Source organism: Stutzerimonas azotifigens (assembly GCF_013522725.1).
Lineage (GTDB): Bacteria > Pseudomonadota > Gammaproteobacteria > Pseudomonadales > Pseudomonadaceae > Stutzerimonas > Stutzerimonas azotifigens_A.
In genome coordinates, this window is record NZ_JAAMRF010000003.1 from 517,436 (window position 1) to 534,001 (window position 16,566).

Annotated in this window: 15 protein-coding genes; 11 read left to right on the forward strand and 4 right to left on the reverse strand. The window is 63.2% G+C overall.

The annotated features are described in order from the left end of the window. The first annotated feature begins 15 nt into the window (after positions 1–15). The 4 genes from G7026_RS08300 to G7026_RS08315 all read left to right on the forward strand — a co-directional run bounded on the left by G7026_RS08300 (position 16) and on the right by G7026_RS08315 (position 4,809). Positions 16–1,254: an alpha-D-ribose 1-methylphosphonate 5-triphosphate diphosphatase gene (locus G7026_RS08300; RefSeq protein WP_181070274.1), complete on the forward strand. Its 1,239-nt coding sequence runs from the start codon at positions 16–18 to the stop codon at positions 1,252–1,254. A gap of 418 nt (positions 1,255–1,672) precedes the next feature. Next, entirely contained in the window at positions 1,673–2,446 is a 774-nt protein-coding gene (locus G7026_RS08305; protein ID WP_181070275.1) for an alpha/beta hydrolase, read from the forward strand. A gap of 264 nt (positions 2,447–2,710) precedes the next feature. Further along, positions 2,711–3,382 (forward strand): heavy metal response regulator transcription factor, encoded by a 672-nt coding sequence (locus G7026_RS08310; protein ID WP_181070276.1) that lies wholly within the window; start codon positions 2,711–2,713, stop codon positions 3,380–3,382. After that, positions 3,379–4,809: a heavy metal sensor histidine kinase gene (locus G7026_RS08315; RefSeq protein ID WP_181070277.1), complete on the forward strand. Its 1,431-nt coding sequence runs from the start codon at positions 3,379–3,381 to the stop codon at positions 4,807–4,809. Before G7026_RS08310 ends, G7026_RS08315 begins: the two co-directional genes overlap by 4 nt. A gap of 172 nt (positions 4,810–4,981) precedes the next feature. Here the strand turns inward: G7026_RS08315 and G7026_RS08320 are convergent, their stop codons facing one another. Next, entirely contained in the window at positions 4,982–5,725 is a 744-nt protein-coding gene (locus tag G7026_RS08320) for an SDR family oxidoreductase (RefSeq protein WP_181070278.1), read from the reverse strand. Between the two features lie 99 nt (positions 5,726–5,824). Here G7026_RS08320 and G7026_RS08325 point away from each other — a divergent pair, with 99 nt between their 5' ends. Then, positions 5,825–6,739: an AraC family transcriptional regulator gene (locus G7026_RS08325; RefSeq protein WP_181070279.1), complete on the forward strand. Its 915-nt coding sequence runs from the start codon at positions 5,825–5,827 to the stop codon at positions 6,737–6,739. A 118-nt stretch (positions 6,740–6,857) separates the two neighbouring features. Here G7026_RS08325 and G7026_RS08330 read toward each other — a convergent pair whose 3' ends face one another. Further along, positions 6,858–8,186 (reverse strand): MFS transporter, encoded by a 1,329-nt coding sequence (locus tag G7026_RS08330; protein WP_181070280.1) that lies wholly within the window; start codon positions 8,184–8,186, stop codon positions 6,858–6,860. A gap of 199 nt (positions 8,187–8,385) precedes the next feature. Next, entirely contained in the window at positions 8,386–9,090 is a 705-nt protein-coding gene (locus tag G7026_RS08335) for a GntR family transcriptional regulator (protein WP_181070281.1), read from the reverse strand. Between the two features lie 161 nt (positions 9,091–9,251). Between G7026_RS08335 and G7026_RS08340 the strand changes: the two genes are divergently transcribed. Next, the gene (locus G7026_RS08340; protein WP_181070282.1) at positions 9,252–10,322 is read left to right on the forward strand and encodes an aromatic ring-hydroxylating oxygenase subunit alpha; all 1,071 of its coding nucleotides are present in this window, start codon (positions 9,252–9,254) and stop codon (positions 10,320–10,322) included. Further along, positions 10,319–11,269: a PDR/VanB family oxidoreductase gene (locus G7026_RS08345; RefSeq protein ID WP_181070283.1), complete on the forward strand. Its 951-nt coding sequence runs from the start codon at positions 10,319–10,321 to the stop codon at positions 11,267–11,269. Before G7026_RS08340 ends, G7026_RS08345 begins: the two co-directional genes overlap by 4 nt. A 313-nt stretch (positions 11,270–11,582) precedes the next feature. Here the strand turns inward: G7026_RS08345 and G7026_RS08350 are convergent, their stop codons facing one another. Then, entirely contained in the window at positions 11,583–12,194 is a 612-nt protein-coding gene (locus G7026_RS08350; protein ID WP_181070284.1) for a TetR/AcrR family transcriptional regulator, read from the reverse strand. Between the two features lie 315 nt (positions 12,195–12,509). Here G7026_RS08350 and G7026_RS08355 point away from each other — a divergent pair, with 315 nt between their 5' ends. From G7026_RS08355 to G7026_RS08370, 4 genes are all read left to right on the forward strand, one after another. Then, positions 12,510–13,397 (forward strand): SDR family oxidoreductase, encoded by an 888-nt coding sequence (locus G7026_RS08355; protein WP_375138192.1) that lies wholly within the window; start codon positions 12,510–12,512, stop codon positions 13,395–13,397. A 193-nt stretch (positions 13,398–13,590) separates the two neighbouring features. After that, complete coding sequence (locus tag G7026_RS08360; RefSeq protein ID WP_219858349.1) at positions 13,591–14,913, forward strand: NTP/NDP exchange transporter; 1,323 nt, start codon at positions 13,591–13,593, stop codon at positions 14,911–14,913. Positions 14,914–14,977: 64 nt separating this feature from the next. Beyond that, positions 14,978–15,343 (forward strand): hypothetical protein, encoded by a 366-nt coding sequence (locus G7026_RS08365; RefSeq protein ID WP_181070287.1) that lies wholly within the window; start codon positions 14,978–14,980, stop codon positions 15,341–15,343. A gap of 94 nt (positions 15,344–15,437) precedes the next feature. Next, positions 15,438–16,496 (forward strand): SDR family oxidoreductase, encoded by a 1,059-nt coding sequence (locus tag G7026_RS08370; RefSeq protein ID WP_181070288.1) that lies wholly within the window; start codon positions 15,438–15,440, stop codon positions 16,494–16,496. The last annotated feature ends 70 nt before the right edge of the window (positions 16,497–16,566 follow it).

The window sequence follows — 16,566 nt, forward strand, 5'->3', positions numbered from 1 at the left end:
AGCCACGGAGGCTCCATGTCCAGATTTCCCGTGCCCGGCTCGGCCGGCCTCAACAGCTTCGTCATCGAAAACATCCGCGTGCTGATGCCGGAAGGCTGGTCCGAGCCGACCTCGGTCTCGGTCGCCGACGGCCGCATCCAGGCGATCGGCGCCGCGCCCCAGGCCGGTTCGGCACGCATCGAGGGGCAGGGCGGCTACCTGCTGCCGGGTATCATCGATCTGCACGGCGATGCCTTCGAGCGCCACATCACCCCGCGCGCCGGCACCCAGTTCCCGCTGGAACTGGCGTTGGCGGCCAACGACGCATCGCTGGTGGCCAATGGCATCACCACTTTCTTTTACAGCATCACCGACGGCTTCGAGCCCGGCCCGCGCAGCCGCGAGACCGTGCGCGGCCTGCTCGACGCGCTGGAGCGGCTGATGCCGCGCTTCGCTTGCCAGGCGCGGGTGCATATCCGCCACGAGAAAGTGAACACCGACGACCACGACGAACTGCTCGGCTGGCTGACGTCCGGGCGCGTGCACTTGTTGTCGCTGAACGATCACCTGCCGCCGATGGACGATGCGCGCAAGGTGCAGCGCTACCTCGCCGGGCTCAAGCGCCGGGTGTCGATGCCCGACGACGAGGTCGAGGGCTTCCTGCAGCGGCTGCAGGCCAACCGCGTACTCGGCGAGCGGCAGAGCGCCGAACTCGCCGCCGCGGCGCACCGTTACGGCGTGGCGCTGGCCTCGCATGACGACGAGACCCTGGAGGACGTATCGCGGGCGCGCGACCTGGGCGTGTCCATTGCCGAGTTCCCGATGTGCGAGCACACCGCGCGGGCCAGCCAGCAGGCCGGCGCCGCGGTGCTGATGGGCGCGCCGAACCTGGTGCGTGGCGGCTCGCACGTCGGCGCCATCGGCGTGCGCGAGGCCATCGAGCAGGGTCTGGTGGATGTGCTGTGCAGTGACTACCACTACCCCAGCCTGTACCGCGCGGCGTTCACCGTTGCCGAGCTGGGCCTGCTGCCGCTGGCGCAGGCCTGGAAGCTGGTCAGCGAGAACCCGGCCCGCGCCGCCGGGCTGGGCGAGCGCAAGGGCTGCATCGCGCCTGGCTACGACGCCGACCTGCTATGGCTGAGCGAGCTCGACGGCTCGCCGCTGTCGCTGCAGACGACCTGGGTTGGCGGCGTGGCCGTCTATTCGCGGCAGGGCAATGTGCTGCAGACCGGCGCAGTGGCGCGTCCGGCTGCCGCGGCAGCGCAGCCGGCCTGAGCGGTCGCCACGGCGGGCCTTCTACAGTAAGCGCAGTGCGACCGGGCGCTCTGGCGTTGACCGCAGGGCATTGCCGAACCGAGCTGACGTCCAATCTGCGGCAGCTCGGGGGTGCGCTTCACCTTGCCCATTGGGCGTATGCTAATGCGCCTACCTGCAATGCGACGCTGCAGCAGGTGATCGCGCAGGAGCACTCGTAGCTGTCGATGCTTGGCTTCACCTTGTCGGTCTATCCGGCCCTCCGGAAGCCCTTTCTGGGTTCGTCGCTGCGAAGGGTGCCGATGCACCCTCATGGCATTGCATTACAAACTTGTCATTGAATTGTCAGGCTTGATGGCACCCTCGCTTCATACCTTTGCTTCGTCAGTCACCCCTAGCGGATGACGCACCTACCACTGACGATGACGAGGGTACGAGCATGAAATCACCGATCAAATTCTTCCTGGCAGCAGCCGGTTCGCTACTGATGCTGAGCGCCGGTACTGCCATGGCCGGCAGCGCTGCACCGGGCAAGGCCAACAACGTTGTGTTGGTGCATGGCTCCTGGGCAGACGGGTCCAGCTGGTCTGACGTGATCGTGCGGTTGCAGGCCGCGGGGCTGAACGTCACCGCCGTGCAGAACCCGCTGACTTCGTTGGCCGATGATGTCGCGGCCACTCGGCGAGTACTGGATCAACAGGACGGACCGACCGTTCTGGTTGGCCATTCCTATGCGGGCACGGTGGTCAGTGAGGCGGGCGTCGACCCGAAAGTCCAGTCGCTGGTCTATGTCGCTGCGCGTGCTCCCGACGCCAATGAGGATTTTGTCGCGCTGTCCGCCAATTACCCAACCATGCCGGTGCGTTCCGGCACCCAGGAGCATGCCGGCTTCGTGACCCTCAAGCAGGATGCCTTCCTGAAGTACTTTGCCAGCGACGTCCCGCACGACAAGGCGCTGGCCTTGTATGCCGCGCAACAGCCGATCGCCAAGACGCTGTTCAGCGGCCGCACCAGTGTTGCCGCCTGGCATGGCAAGCCGTCCTGGTATGCGGTTTCCAGCGAAGACCAGACGATCAGCCCGGACTTGCAGCGTTTCCTGGCCAAGCGCATGGGGGCCACGACCATCGAGTTGCCGTCGAGCCACCTGTCGCTGGTCTCCCACTCCAGGGAAATCGCCGACCTGATCCTCGAGGCTGCAGGGCGCAACCCGTAGCCCATTCCCGTCAAGTTCGCAGTGCGGCGACTGTCGGCAAACCCGTTACCCCGGTTGTTTTGCCGACTGCCGCCGAAACTGCGGCGTTACCCAATGAAAGGCTTATCCTCGGCTTCGCCATGCTCACCGTCGCAGGTCCGGCTTTCACCGAAGCTGAGCGATTGGGATTGGTGCCATGCGCCTTGGTCCTGTCATGTAAGAATCGATGCGAATGGGGCCGGGCGGCTACTTCACGTTTGTCGACGCCGAATCAGGTGGATATTCATGAACATCCTCGTCGTTGAAGATGAGATCAAGGCGGGCAACTACCTGTTCAATGGCCTGCAAGAGCTGGGGTATTCCGTCTGCCTCGCCCGTGATGGTGCCGATGGTTTGCACCTGGCGCTTGAGAATGCCTTCGATGTCATCGTGCTGGACGTCATGATGCCGGAAATGGACGGCTGGGAAGTGTTGCGCCGCTTGCGCAAGGAAGCCGATACACCGGTCCTGTTTCTGACCGCCCGTGACGATATCGCCGATCGCATCAAGGGCCTGGAGCTGGGGGCCGACGATTACCTGATAAAACCGTTCTCCTTCGCCGAACTGGTGGCCCGCTTGCGCACCCTCACGCGACGTGGCCCGCTCCGGGAGGAAGAACACGTGCACGTGGGTGACTTGCACATCGACGTCCTCAAGCGTCGCGTCACCCGGGCGGGAACACGAATCATGCTGACCAACAAGGAGTTCGCCCTGCTGCACTTGTTCGTCACCCATCAGGGCCAGGTGCTGTCACGTACGCTTATCGCGTCGCGCGTATGGGACATGAACTTCGACAGCGACACCAATGTGGTCGATGTCGCCGTACGGCGGCTGCGGATGAAAGTCGACGATCCGTTCCAGGGCAAACTGATTCACAGCGTGCGCGGTATCGGTTACCGCTGTGACATCCAGCCATGAACGCCGACCTGCCGCTTGCCAAGCCTCTATCCCGTCACCACTCGCTGACCCTGCGTCTGGCGCTGCTGTTCGCGTTACTGGCGTTCGTCTCGCTGGCCACCTTGGGCGTGGCGCTGTACCGCGGGCTGGAGAGCGAATTGATGCGCCGGGATGACGCGGCGCTGGTCTACCGCGTCGACCAGCTGCGAACCTTCCTGAACGACAGCAACACGCTGGAACTGATCAGGACCAAACCGGCACTGTTCGAGAACATGCTGGGCAATCGGGAATCCATGCTGATCGTCGGTGCGGCGGGGAAAAAGCCTTTGCTCGTGGTGAATCCGGGCGGTCTGGAGGTGCCTTCATTGACGCCCGTAGAGATGAATCGCCCGCTGAGCCTGGCCGATGTGCGGCATTACCCCGGCGTCGATGGCGTGCCCCTGGCGGCCTTGTCGGCGAGCATCGATGCAGGCGATCTGGGGCATCTGCAGGTGGTCACCGGACGCCTGATGACCGAGCGCACCGCTGTACTGGCCAACTACCGGCTGACCGTATTCATCCTTGCCAGTATCGCTGCCGTGGCACTGGCGGTATGCGGCTACCTGCTGGTCCGCCGTGAGCTTTTGCACCTGCGCCGCCTTGCCCGGCATACCCAGCGGATCGGTGTCGGCAACCTGGCCGAACGTCTCGACACCCGGGGCGCGCCTCTGGAACTGCTACCGATGATCGACGCCTTCAACACGATGCTCGAGCGTCTGGCGAAAGGCTTCGTCCAGTTGAGCCAGGTTTCCACCGATATGGCCCACGAACTGCGCACGCCCATCAACAACCTGCTTGGCGAGACCCAGGTCGCCCTGCAACAAGAGCGCAACGTGGAGGATTATCAGCAACTGCTGGCCTCCAATGTCGAAGAGCTTGAACGCCTGGCACGGATGCTGGAAAACATGCTCTTCCTGGCGCGAACCGATCCGGCTAGCGCGCTGCGTCAACGTCAGGAACTGGATGCCGGTGACGAAATTGCCCGGATCGCCGACTACTTCGAAGGCCCGGCGGCAGACGTGGGCATCGCGATCCGCGTCCAGGGCGAGGGGCTGATCTGGGCCGACCCCATGTTGCTGCGTCGTGCCTTGGCCAACCTGTGCGCCAATGCCATCCAGTACGGAGCGCCCGATTCCGAACTGCTGATCCAGGCCACCCCATCGGCAGACGGCGTCAGCCTGAAAGTGATCAACCACGGCCCCACCATCGAGGCCGAACACCTGCCCAGGTTGTTCGAGCGCTTTTATCGCGTCGATGCGTCTCGCGAACGCTCCGCTCAGGCCAATGGACTGGGCCTGTCCATCGTCGCGACCATCATGCAACTGCACCAGGGAAACCACACGGTCAGCAGCGAGCGGGGCGTGACATGCTTCGAGTTGTTCATTCCTGCGCGCGCGCCAGAAGGGTAGGACGCGGTCGCTGGGATGGGGTAGCCAGGCTTATATCCAATCAACCCATCCGCATCAGCCATGTATTGATGTAGCCGTCTGGATGAGAAGGTTGGATGCCCTATGTAGTTAACCTGGCGACTCTTCCTCTGCGGATACGAAAGCCATCCCAACAACCCAAGAGGCACGCTGACTATTGCGCGCCTGCCAAGGCGATCGCGTCGGCCCCGGCTGGGAAGCGTAGCTGGTGCGAGGAACCGTTGGCTGCACGCCATACGGCTTCCGCTACATCGGCTTCCCTCGTCACCTCGCCGGTTTGGGTGAACGCCATGAACACCTTCTGGGCGAATGGAGCGTACGGCTTGGGGATCAGCCCCTGCATGCGTGCCTGCCCATTGGAAGTGAAGCGGGTCGTGGGGCCATAGCCAGGCTCTACCAGCTTCACGCTGATGTCGAAGCTCTTCAGCTCATGCTCAAGGGAGGCGGTGAACCCTTCTATGGCCATTTTGCTGGCGGTATAGGCGGCCACCAAGGGCATCGGAGCCAGCGCCACGCTCGAGGTCACGTTGACGATAGTGCCTGCTCTGCGGGCCCGGAATTGCGGGATGATCGCCTGACACATCGCCATCACACCGAAGGTGTTGGTCTCGAAAATCTCACGTACGGTTGCCATGGGGGTTGCTTCGAACGCTCCGAACAAACCGATGCCGGCGTTGTTCACCAGCACATCGATCGGCCCGCTGGCTTCCAGGGCAAGCGCGATGCTGTCGGGCCGGGTTACGTCCAGTGGCAACACGTGAATACGCTCGTCATCGGGGAGCAGGTCCCGGCAGGGCGTACGCATCGTGGCGATGACCTTCCAGCCCTGGGTGTGAAAGTGGCGCGCGATTTCCAGGCCATAGCCGGAAGAACAGCCGGTGATGAGTACAGTTTTCATTTCAGTCTCCGAGAGTGGATTTGACTCGGAGACACAATAGGCAGTCGGCCGTGGATGATCTAAGGTGGAAATCCTGATTACTTTAGCGATCGTCCGAATATGATGGACCCACTTTCCGAAGTCGTCAGGTTCCTGCATCCACGAGCGGTCTTTGCCAACGTCGTCAGTGGCAAGGGGAATTGGGCTGTGCGTTATTCCCGCTACGGGCTGCCGAGCTTCTGCATCATGCTGGAAGGAAGCGCGTTGCTGGTGGTCGATGGGCATGAGCCGATCAGCATCAGCGCGGGCGATTTCATCCTGCTGCCGTCGACTCCGGGCTTCATGTTGTCCAGTTTTGCGCCGGTACCTCCTGTCTACCTGAACCCGCATGACATTGCCGGCGGTAGTGACGAGTTGCGCTATGGCGAACAGGGAGGCGCCCCGGACATGAAGTCACTAGGCGGCACCTTCCTGTTCGACTGTGTGGATCCGGGGCTGCTGATGTCCCTGCTGCCGGACGTGGTGCATGTGCAAGGCTCGACACGGCTGCAGCAACTGGTGCAGATGGTGGGCGAAGAGTCTGCGGTCCAGAAACCGGGTAGCGATTTCATGCTTTCGCGGCTCGTCGACCTGTTGCTGGTCGAAGCGATGCGCTCGAAGACGACGGAGAGCGCCCCTCCAGGCTTGTTGCGAGGCCTGGGCGATGAGCGTCTGGCTCCGGCGCTTCGGCAAATGCACGCCCATGTGGAGCACCCGTGGACTGTCGATCAATTGGGCAAGGCGGCCGCTCTTTCTCGCTCCGCGTTCTTCGAGCGCTTTACGCGCACCGTGGGCGTGGCGCCGATGGAATACCTGCTGGCTTGGCGCATGCGAGTCGCGCAGGAACTGCTTCGTCGTGATGGCCTGTCGATCTCCGATGTCGCCGAACGTGTGGGGTATGGATCTGCAAGTTCCTTCAGCTTTGCGTTCAGCAGGCATGTCGGTCAGTCACCCAGCCGATACGCCCGCGGACACAGGTCCAGCCAGTCAGGATGAACCTGTGCCAGGGCTCTGATTGCGCGCACCGTTGAACCTGGCGGTTTCTCGGATGCATTCCGCCACCGAGCGGCAGCGGAATTCAGATAAGCGAAGGCGCGGGGTGTGCGCCCGGCGATCAGCCAAGCGCGACAGCGGGGCGGGACGTAGGCAGCCGGAACATCAGCACGACGCAGGCAGCGGCGACGAAAACCATGCCGTAGGCGATGTACAGCTGGCTCGGATGCCAGTTGGCGTCGATCAGGTGGCCGGCGACCAGCGGCGAAAGGATCGCCCCGATGCGGCCGATGCCGATGCCCCAACCCACTCCGGTGGCCCTGACCGAGGCGTCGTAGACCAGCGGAGATGTGGCGTACAGCCCGGCCACGCAGCCGTTGGCGAACAGACCGATCAATGCGCCGATGACGAAGGCGGCAGTCAGGTTCGACGTGGTGCCGACGAAGACGGCCAGCAGAATCGCCGTCACGATCATGAACAGCGCCAGGATGTGGTGCAGCTTGAAGCGAGCTGAGGCGAGGCCGAGCAGAGTGGAGCCGAAGATGCCGCCGACGCTCAGCAGCACACCCCCGGTGACGCCTTGTTCGGCCGAAAGTCCGGCGGACACGAGCAGTTTTGGCGTCCAGCTCATGACGAAGTAGAAGCCGAACATCACCAGGAAAAAGGCGGCCCACAGCAGCAGCGTGCTGCTCAGCAGATCCGGCGCAAACAGCCGCTTGAAGGTCGCGCTGGCGGTGGACGGCCCTTCCTCACTGGCGACGGGCATCGAGCCAAGTGGCGCCTGGCCCAGGCGCAGGGCCAGCTTGTTGAGGCGTGCCAGGGCGTTGGCAGGGCGCCGGGAGACCAGGTAGTCGATGGACTCAGGCAGGCAGAGGATCGTCAGCGGGATGGCGGCGAGGGTCGCCACGCCGCCGAACAGGAACACCGAGCGCCAGCCGAACTGCCCCAGCAGGTAGACCGCGATCATGCCGCCAAAGGTGGCGCCCAGTGCGTAGCCGGTCGATTGAAGGCTCACCGCCAGGCCGCGCCAGCGTTTGTTCGAGTACTCGCTGGCAATGACGTTGCTGCTGGCCAGGATGCCGCCGATTCCCAGACCGGTGACCATGCGCAGCAGGCCCAGCTGGGTCGGGCTCTGGCTGTAGGCGGCCATGACCATGCTGGTGCCGGAAAGGGCGAGGCAGAACAGGATCAGCGGGCGGCGTCCGAAGCGATCGGCCCAGGGCGCGATGAACAACGAGCCTCCGGCCATGCCGAATAGCCCGGCGCTGAGGAGCATGCCGATTTCCGATCCGCTCAGGTTCCACTCGGCAGACACCGAGGCCGCGGTGAATGCCATGACCAGAACATCGAAGCCGTCGATCATGTTCAGCACGATGCAGATACCGATGGCGGTCCATTGGAAGCGGTTCATCGAACCGGCATCCACGGCGTTACGCAATGGGTTGTTCATGGGCAGGTTCTCCGTCAGTGCGTCGAGTCGAGCGAGCGACGGGGAGAGGCCTTGGGTGCGGGTGGGTAGGCGACAGCGGAGGCATGACACGGCATGACGATGATCCTCGTAATTATTTTTGTATAAGCGAGGCTAACTTTTCACTAATGGATCCAGTGATCAATAAGCGAAAGCGACATTCGTTCGGTAATCGAACAAATCATTTCCTGAGGATGACGACCTGATCTTTGTGCGGCGCGCTGAGCATTTCCCGATAGCGCAGGGTGACGTTGGCGTGCTCGCGCATGATCAGTTCGGCCCGAGCCCCCTGACCGTGGACCAGCGCGTCGACCACGGTGTGGTGCTGCATGTGGGCGAAGTTGAAGCGGCGAAATTCGCGTGTCAGGTCGCTGAGGTTCACCGCCAGTGCGCTGACCGAAGCGAACGGCAGGTTCTCGTTTCTGACCAGGGTCACGGCAATTGCCGGATTGCCGCTGGCTTCGAGCAGAAGCTGGTGAAAGCGCAGGTTGATGTCGTGATAGACCTCCAGATCCTCTTCGGTGACATAACCCTTGGCGAATAGCGCGTCGCCATCATCCAGGCACTTTTCCAGAGCCGCCCGGATGTCCGGCGATAGACCCCTTTCGGCGGCCTGGCGCGCGGCCAGGCCTTCAAGCACTCCGCGGATCTCGACAGCGCCCGCGATCTCGTCGGGGCTGACCGCGCGCACGACGTAGCCACGTGCTCCAGCCTTGCTCAGCAGCCCCTCCTGCTCGAGCGTGCGAAAGGCGATGCGCACCGGCATGCGGGAGACGCCAAGCGACTCGGCGGTAGGAATCTCGGCGAGGCGCTCTCCTGCTGGAAGCTCGCCCGAGGCGATCATCTTGCGCAGGGTGATCAGTACATGCTGGCCGGGTTTGCTCATGACGTGGCGTCTGCCGTGCAGAGGGAAAGGAGGCCGCATTCTAACCCAGTCATCCCCAGCCGCTCGTCGACGGAGGCTGGGTCGAGTGGTTGACGGGGAAGTTTTTCTCCGGGCTTAATTGGATCCAATACAACGATAACAAAGCCCGATAGGAGGCCGTGATGTTCCCCAAGAATGCTTGGTATGTCGCCTGTACCCCCGACGAAATCGACAGCAAACCGCTAGGCCGAATGATCTGCGGTGAACGCATCGTCTTCTATCGAGGCCATCAGGGACGTGTCGCGGCGGTGGAAGACTTCTGCCCGCACCGCGGCGCGCCCCTGTCGCTGGGATACGTAGAGGACGGCAATCTGGTGTGCGGCTATCACGGCCTGGTCATGGGCTGCGACGGCAGCGTCGTCTCCATGCCCGGCCAGCGTGTGCGCGGATTCCCATGCAACAAGCGTTTCGCGGTGGAAGAGCGCTACGGCTTCATCTGGGTTTGGCCTGGCGATCAGGAAAAGGCCGACCCGGCCAGCATTCATCATCTGGAATGGGCCGACAGCCCCGACTGGGCTTATGGCGGTGGGCTGTTCCACATCGGCTGCGACTACCGGCTGATGATCGATAACCTCATGGACCTGACCCACGAAACCTATGTCCATGCCTCGAGCATTGGCCAGAAGGAAATCGACGAGGCGGCGCCCAAGACCACAGTGGACGGCGACACCGTCACCACCGCCCGGCACATGGAAAACATCATGGCGCCGCCGTTCTGGCAGATGGCGTTGCGCGGCAACAACCTCGCCGACGACGTGCCCGTGGACCGCTGGCAGATCTGCCGCTTCAGCCCGCCGAGCCACGTATTGATCGAAGTGGGCGTCGCCCATGCCGGCCACGGCGGCTATGACGCCGATCCGAAGTACAAGGCGTCGAGCATCGTGGTGGACTTCATCACCCCCGAGACCGAGACCTCGATCTGGTACTTCTGGGGCATGGCGCGCAGCTTCAACCCGCAGGATCAGGCGCTGACCGAGTCGATCCGTGAGGGCCAGGGCAAGATATTCTCGGAAGACCTGGAGATGCTCGAGCGTCAGCAGCGCAACCTGCTGGCCTATCCCGATCGCACCCTGCTCAAGCTCAACATCGATGCCGGGGGCGTCCAGGCGCGCAAGATTCTCGACCGGCTCATCGCCGCCGAATCCGAACCCGATGTCGTGCCGGTGAAGATCGTGGGTGGAGGTGCGGCATGATCACCGTCAGGGTCGCCGCGTGCAGGCAGGAAGCGCTGGATATCGTCGGCATCGAGTTGGTTCGTGAAGACGGCGCGCCATTGCCGGCCTTCAGTGCAGGCTCCCACATCGACGTGCATTTGCCAGATGGGCTGATCCGCCAGTACTCGCTGTGCAACCACCCGGACGAGTCCCATCGCTACCAGATCGGCGTGTTGAAGGATCCCGCGTCGCGCGGTGGCTCCGAAGCCATCCACGCGCTGACCGAAGGCACCGAGCTGCAGATCAGCGAACCCCGCAACTTGTTTCCCCTGGCGCATGAGGCGCGACGAAGCCTGCTGTTCGCCGGGGGCATCGGCATCACGCCGATCCTTTGCATGGCCGAGCGACTGGCCCACATGGGCGGCGATTTCGAGCTGCACTACTGCGCGCGCTCCGCCGAGCGCGCGGCCTTCGTCGAGCGGCTACGCCAGGCCTCCTTCAGCGACCGCGTGCACTTCCATTTCGACGACGGCAACGGTGGCGAGCCGCTGGACGCATCGGCGCTGTTGTCCGAGCCGGCCGAGGGCACGCACCTGTACGTCTGCGGCCCTGGCGGTTTCATGGACCACGTGCTGGGCACGGCGAAGGCGCAGGGTTGGGACGAAGCGAACCTGCACCGGGAGTACTTCAGCGCAGCGCCCACCGCCCAGGCGGACGACGGCAGTTTCGAAATCCAGCTGAGCAGCAGTGGGCAGGTGTTTCAGGTGCCTGCTGACCAGAGCGTCGCCCAGGTGCTGGAAGCGGCAGGCGTCATCGTGCCGCTGTCCTGCGAACAGGGCATCTGCGGCACCTGCCTGACCCGTGTGCTGGAGGGCGAACCGGATCACCGCGACCTGTTCATGACCGAGGCGGAACAGGCAGCGAACGACCAGTTCACCCCCTGCTGCTCTCGGTCGAAGAGTGCGAGGCTTGTGCTGGATCTTTAACGGATTCGGTATGCACCTGTTAAGAGAAGCGTATTCATGAGCACGCCGGCGGTTCCGCAGCTGGCGCTCTCTGGGCCAGATGCGCAAAGGCAGGTGATTTAGTGCGCAACAGAGCCGGGCTACCTGGCGCGTGACGGTTTTAAAAGCTTTGGCCACCGCCCGGCACTGGGATGCGCTAATACTGATCCGCACAGCCGGGCTCACTGCCAGCGAGCAGACGGCGAAATTTCTTGATTCGCCAAGAGTTCACCAAAGCAGAAATTCGATCAGCTAAACGGTTCGAGCTAAAGAGCGCTTGCTTGGCGATGCAGGGTTAAAGCTCTGTTCTCAAACTGTCGAAGGCGTCCCGCAGGAACTTGGCCGCCGGCTTTCGCGGGCCGGTCTGCTCTCGCCATGACGACAGCGCGACTCGCATCGCACCGATGGACACCATGGCCACCATCCGCAGCGCCGGACGGCGCTCGGGCTGTCGCCAGACCTCGCACAGTGCGTTGAAGAGCGACCGCTCCTGTTCCGCATAGTGTGCCTGCTTGCGCACAAGCAGCGTTTCGCTCGACATCATCAGATTGTCGATAGCGATCATCTCCTCGCTCGTATAGCGCTCGATGCGCTTCACCATCACATTACGAACGGCATCAAGCGGCGGTACGTCGGGCGATGTCTTCAGCAGATCGGCAATCAGCATGGCCGAATCGGCATCCAGTCCGAACAAGATGATGTCGTCCTTCGACTTGAAGTACGAGAAGAAGGTGCGGCGCGAGATGCCGGCGGCTGCCGCGATGTCGTCCAGCGTTGTGCCGTGGTAGCCGTTGGCGAGGAACAAGCTCAACGCGGCTTCGGCGATGCGCTGGCGTGTTTCGCGGCGCTTGCGTTCGCGCAAGCCTTCTGAAGGTGCGATGCCTGAACTGGCAGGAATTTCCGACATTTTAAATGGCCTATTGCGTGTCTGCACTGAGTGCATTAGATTTGGCACTCAGTGCAGATATTTATGCATCTAGCTTACGTTCCTTTCCCCAGCAAGGCAAAGACCATGGCTAACTGGACAGATTCCAATACCCACTCTTGGCGCTCCCGCACTGCGGTTGCCACTGGAACGGCGACCTTAGATTCTAAGGCGCGGCATGCGTACTCCCGGTGGCGAACCTGCCTCGCCACCCTCGGTTTACTAGTGATCTCTGCAAGTGCCTCGGGCGGTTCGATTGATCAGAGCCCGCCCAAACCCGATTGGAGCGCTGCCGACATGCCTTCTCAGAAGGGGCGCATCTTCCTCGTCACGGGCGGCACGAGCGGCATCGGGTACGAAAGCGCCAAAGCCCTGGCCGGCGCAGGTGCGCAGGTCGTGATCGCGGCGCGCAATTCGAAGCAAGGCGAGGAAGCGATCACGAGCATCCGCCAGCAAACGCCCGACGCGCGCTTGCGCTTCGAGTCGCTCGACTTGGCTGACCTGTCGTCGGTCCGCGCGCTGAGTGAGCGCCTCAATGCGACGCTCCCCCGTCTCGACGGCCTGATCAACAATGCGGGAATCATGGAACCGCCGGAACGCGGTACATCGGCGGACGGGTTCGAAATGCAATTTGCCGTCAACTACCTGGGCCACTTCGCCTTGACCGCAGAGCTACTGCCGTTGTTGCAAAGGGCCGATTCGCCCCGCGTCGTCACGTTGTCCAGCATAGCCGCCGCCCGCGGCGGTGCCATCCACTTCCAGGATATGCAATTCGAGCAAGACTACGATCCAATGGCTGCCTATAGCCAATCGAAGCTGGCCTGCCTGATGTTTGCTCGGGAACTGCAACGGCGCAGCGATGCACGAGGTTGGGGCATACAGAGCCTTGCATCTCATCCGGGAGTCTCGCGCACCAACCTGTTGGCCAATCGCGGCGGCGTTTCGGGGTTCGTTCGTCGCAACCTGCCGTTTCTGTTCCAGCCGGCCGCGCAGGGCGCGTTGCCGACGCTATATGCCGCCACCGCGGTGGAGGCACAAGGCGGAACCTACTACGGGCCTACGGGCATGATGGAAGTGCGCGGCCCGCTCGGCCTCGCCAAGGTACCCCCCGCTGCCACGGATGCCGACACGGCCTCGCGCCTTTGGGCGATCAGCGAGGAGCTCAGCGGCACGCGGTTCCCTTAGCGCCCTCGCTGATTGATCGCTCGCCTCTGCTCCCTTCGCGACTGGCGACCGACCCGATCCCCACTCTCGTTTCCGGCGCCGACGTGTTCCGGTACAGGAGCTTATTCCCATGAGCCGAACCACGACACCCGTCCCGCGCCGTCCCCGCATGCTGCAAGCCCTACTCAATCTTCGTCGCGAGGAGGTCGGGCCGGTGCTGATCGCGGCCCTGTTTTTCTTTTTCGTACTGACCGCGCTGATGCTGCTGCGGCCGGCGCGCGACGCCTTGGGGATGGAGCGTGGCATCGAGAGCATCCGCTGGCTGTTCATCGGCACAGCAGTTTTCACGTTGGCGGTGAACCCGTTGTTCGGTTGGTTGGTCAGCCGCCTGCGGCGGCTGCAGTTCATCGGCACGACCTACGGATTCTTCGTGCTGAGTCTGGTGGGTTTCTGGGCTTTACTGATGTTCGCTCCCGACTCTGTGGGCCAGCGCAGCGGCCAGGTGTTCTTCGTCTGGTACAGCGTGTTCAACCTATTCGCGACCATGGTGTTCTGGGCGTTGCTGGCCGACCGCTTCACCAGCGATCAGGGCAAACGCTTCTTCGCCCTGATCTCGGTCGGCGGCACGCTCGGTGCGATTTTCGGACCGTGGCTCACGTCGCAATTGGCCCGGCCGCTGGGTACACCTAACCTGCTTCTTGTTGCGTGCGGATTCCTGTTGCTGGCGCTTGCCATGGCCTGGCTTCTGGTTCGAGCGGCGCCGGACCGGGCGCCTAGCGACACATCCGTTGAGACGACCGGTTTCGCGAGCGAGGGCGAGCGAATCGGCGGCAGCGCCTGGTCGGGCTTGCGCGCGGTGTTCCGGTCTCCCTACCTGACCGGCATCGCCGGTTACATCCTGCTGATGACCGTGGTGGCGACGCTCGTCTATTTCACCCGCCTGCAGATGGTCGCGCAAGTGACCGACGACACCGATGCGCGCACAGCGATCTTCGGCAACATCGACATGTGGACGCAGGTCGCGGTGCTGGTCCTGCAACTCACCCTGACCGGAAATATCATCAAGCGCTTCGGCCTCGGCGTGGCATTGGCGATCCTGCCGGCGGCCACCGCGCTCGGCTTCATCGGCCTGGCGGTCTACGGTTCGTTCGTGGTGCTGATCCTGCTCGAAGCTACCAACCGCGCCGTACAACGCGGCATCACCCGGCCTGCGCGGGAAGCTTTGTTCACCGTGGTCAGTCGCGAGGAGAAATACAAGGCCAAGGCCTTCATAGATACCTTCATCTACCGCGCCGGGGACGTCGTAGGCGCACAGACCGAAGGCGCGTTCGGAAGGCTGGGACTGGCAATGGGCGCACTGATCGGCGCTGTCTTGCCGCTGGCGCTGATCTGGGTCGCACTGGCCATCTGGCTGGGGCGCGCGCAAGCACGGCGCGTGGAGCAGCTTACGGCGCCCGCCGCGCCTGCGGCATCCGACGGTGCGCAGTTCGGCCCTGGTCCGCCCGTGGCGCGAGCGCGGACTAGGGCCGCGCGATAGATGCGACCCCAAGCCTTCTGCATACCAAGGTAGGAAACCAACCCATGGCTATTGGAACCACGAGATGAACCTGTCTGCACGAACACTTACCAAGCTCGCTCGTCCTGCCGACGCGAGGACGAAGTTACCAGTCCGATTCTCGGCCTTGCTGGTGGTTCCTGTGCTCTTGACTGCTTGCGCTCAGGCTCCCAAGAGCACGGTGGACGAGCCGCAGTTCGGAACACTGTCTTGCGCAGAGTTGGCCCAGCAAGCAGAGGAGGGAAGTGCGTCGAAGGCTGTCGCAGATCAGGCCAAGAGTGATTCCTGGCGCGCTGTTGTGCCCTTCATCGTGGCAGCCCGCTACGGTCAAGCGGCCTTTGCCTCCAGTGAGGCGGAAAAGCGTTTGGCTTTGCTTACGCAGCAGTCAACCCGGCTGGGTTGTGTTCTTTGATTTCTTTCCGAGTAAACGTTCGTCGACAGGATTGCTTCGATTGCTCAGACGCTTCTGACCCCTCGATGCAATTCTCCAACTTGAGGGCACAAAGATGATCAACGTACTGCGAACGAGAAATACGCGTATGGCGCGTTCCGGATGGCAAAGCCGCCTCGCCGCCTGTGGCGTGCTGCTGAGCTGCGTAATTGCCGTGGGCAGCGCGGCGGCGCAGAGCTCGCCCCAACCCGATTGGAACCCTGCCGACATGCCATCTCAGAAGGGGCGCATCTTCCTTGTCACTGGCGGAACCAGTGGCATGGGGTATGAGGACGCCAAAACCCTGGCTGCCGCGGGTGCCCAGGTTGTGATCGCGGCGCGCAACCCCCAGCGGGGTCAGGAAGCGATCGACCGGATCAAGCAGGAAGTGCCCAAAGCCCAGGTGCAGTTCGAATCCGTTGACCTGTCCGATCTGTCCTCGGTCCGTGCGCTGGGCCAACGTCTCGGCACCACGCTGCCCCGACTGGATGGACTGATCAACAACGCGGCCATCATGGCGCCTCCCGAGCGCGGCACCTCCGCGGATGGCTTGGAGATGCAATTCGCCACGAACTACGCGGGGCACTTTGTTCTGACTGCCGAGCTGTTGCCGCTGTTGCGCAAGAGCGATTCTCCTCGCGTCGTGACGTTGTCCAGTATTGCCGTTCACCGTGGCAGCATCAATTTCGACGACCTTCAGTTCACGCAGGCGTACGAGCCGATGCTTACCTACGCTCAGTCCAAACTGGCATGTTTGATGTTTGCGTTCGAACTGCAACGGCGCAGCGATGCCGCAGGCTGGGGCATCCAGAGCCTGGCCGCCCACCCCGGTGTCGCGGTGACCGAACTGGTCGCACGCGGCCCCGGCCTGGAAAGCGAACAGGGACGTCAATGGTCTGCCATGCGTGAGCACCTCCAGACCGCGACCCAGGGCGCAGTGCCCACGCTGTATGCCGCCACCGCACCCGAGGCGCAAGGCGGAGCCTACTACGGGCCGACTGGCCCGAACGAGATGGCGGGGCCGCTTGGCCTGGCGACCGTCCCCCCGCTCGCCAGCGATGCTGCGGCCGCTGCCCGTCTGTGGACAATCACCGAAGAGATCACCGGCACGAGGTTCCCCGCGCGCGGCCGTTGATCGCATCGTCAGGGGCAAGCGCCTCTTCTACCTGATCGCAGTCGGCGACGCGCTCTGCGCGATCTTCGGC

What these genes read in the sequence shown, in the direction of transcription:
- G7026_RS08345 (WP_181070283.1), top strand. Translation starts at nt 10,319, where the DNA reads ATGATCACCGTCAGGGTCGCCGCGTGCAGGCAGGAAGCGCTGGATATC.
- G7026_RS08340 (WP_181070282.1), top strand. Translation starts at nt 9,252, where the DNA reads ATGTTCCCCAAGAATGCTTGGTATGTCGCCTGTACCCCCGACGAAATC.
- G7026_RS08315 (WP_181070277.1), top strand. Translation starts at nt 3,379, where the DNA reads ATGAACGCCGACCTGCCGCTTGCCAAGCCTCTATCCCGTCACCACTCG.
- G7026_RS08320 (WP_181070278.1), bottom strand. Translation starts at nt 5,725, where the DNA reads ATGAAAACTGTACTCATCACCGGCTGTTCTTCCGGCTATGGCCTGGAA.
- G7026_RS08330 (WP_181070280.1), bottom strand. Translation starts at nt 8,186, where the DNA reads ATGAACAACCCATTGCGTAACGCCGTGGATGCCGGTTCGATGAACCGC.
- G7026_RS08365 (WP_181070287.1), top strand. Translation starts at nt 14,978, where the DNA reads ATGAACCTGTCTGCACGAACACTTACCAAGCTCGCTCGTCCTGCCGAC.
- G7026_RS08300 (WP_181070274.1), top strand. Translation starts at nt 16, where the DNA reads ATGTCCAGATTTCCCGTGCCCGGCTCGGCCGGCCTCAACAGCTTCGTC.
- G7026_RS08305 (WP_181070275.1), top strand. Translation starts at nt 1,673, where the DNA reads ATGAAATCACCGATCAAATTCTTCCTGGCAGCAGCCGGTTCGCTACTG.
- G7026_RS08370 (WP_181070288.1), top strand. Translation starts at nt 15,438, where the DNA reads ATGATCAACGTACTGCGAACGAGAAATACGCGTATGGCGCGTTCCGGA.
- G7026_RS08350 (WP_181070284.1), bottom strand. Translation starts at nt 12,194, where the DNA reads ATGTCGGAAATTCCTGCCAGTTCAGGCATCGCACCTTCAGAAGGCTTG.
- G7026_RS08355 (WP_375138192.1), top strand. Translation starts at nt 12,510, where the DNA reads ATGCCTTCTCAGAAGGGGCGCATCTTCCTCGTCACGGGCGGCACGAGC.
- G7026_RS08335 (WP_181070281.1), bottom strand. Translation starts at nt 9,090, where the DNA reads ATGAGCAAACCCGGCCAGCATGTACTGATCACCCTGCGCAAGATGATC.
- G7026_RS08310 (WP_181070276.1), top strand. Translation starts at nt 2,711, where the DNA reads ATGAACATCCTCGTCGTTGAAGATGAGATCAAGGCGGGCAACTACCTG.
- G7026_RS08325 (WP_181070279.1), top strand. Translation starts at nt 5,825, where the DNA reads ATGATGGACCCACTTTCCGAAGTCGTCAGGTTCCTGCATCCACGAGCG.